2 pseudogenes are annotated in these 739 nt (G+C 75.0%); both read left to right on the forward strand.

The features are described 5' to 3' along the window. Positions 1-242: pseudogene (locus A7A76_RS25215) on the forward strand (BatA domain-containing protein); the annotation flags it as partial. Continuing rightward, positions 239-739: pseudogene (locus A7A76_RS25220) on the forward strand (hypothetical protein); the annotation flags it as partial. The pseudogenes A7A76_RS25215 and A7A76_RS25220, both read left to right, overlap by 4 nt.

Consider the following 739-nt stretch of genomic DNA (forward strand, 5'->3'; position numbering starts at 1 on the left):
AGCCGCGCGAGTGGCCGGCGCTGTTGCAGCCCGGATTCGCCGCCGGGCTGCGCGATGTGTTCGCCGCCGCGCCGCCGCAACCGTCACGGGTCGCGGCGCGCGACTACGCGCCTGCCGGCGGCGGCCCGGCGTTCGCCGCGCCGCCGCTGGATCTGCGGCCGTGGCTGGCCTTGCTGATCGCGGCGTTGTTCGTGCTTGAGCGTTGGTTGGCCACGCGCTCCAGGCGCGGGGTCGCGCCATGACCGCGCTGCGACGAATCCAGCGCTGGCATGCGCAGGCGCGGCGCAGCCGCGCGATCGGCTGGGCGCTGGTCTGGGGCGTGTGGCTCGTGCCGTTGTTCGCCTTGAGCGCGAGGCGGTTCGGTATCGGCGCGGCCTGCGCCGTCGTCGCGTTCGCCATCGTCGCGATTGCGTTGCGGATCTGGCGCGGTATCCGGCGCCTGGATCGCGCATGGCTGGTGCGGCGCCTCAACGCGCTGCGCTCGGACATGGACGACAGCGCCGACCTGTTGTTCGCCGAGTCGGCGTCGCTGCGCGGCTTGCAGCGTTTGCAGCGCGAACGCCTGCAGCGGCGGATCGAAGCCGGGCCGGACAGCGATCTGCGCGAGCCGCGGTCGTGGCGCGCCTTGGCCGCTGGCGCGACGATCGCGTTGGCGCTGACCGCGGCGATCGTGCTGTGGCCGCAAGCCGGCCGCGTGCCGGCCGAACCCGCGTTGTCGCCCGCGCCGCCGGTCGCCGCC

It is taken from the genome of Lysobacter enzymogenes (assembly GCF_017168095.1).
Classification (GTDB): domain Bacteria; phylum Pseudomonadota; class Gammaproteobacteria; order Xanthomonadales; family Xanthomonadaceae; genus Lysobacter; species Lysobacter enzymogenes_D.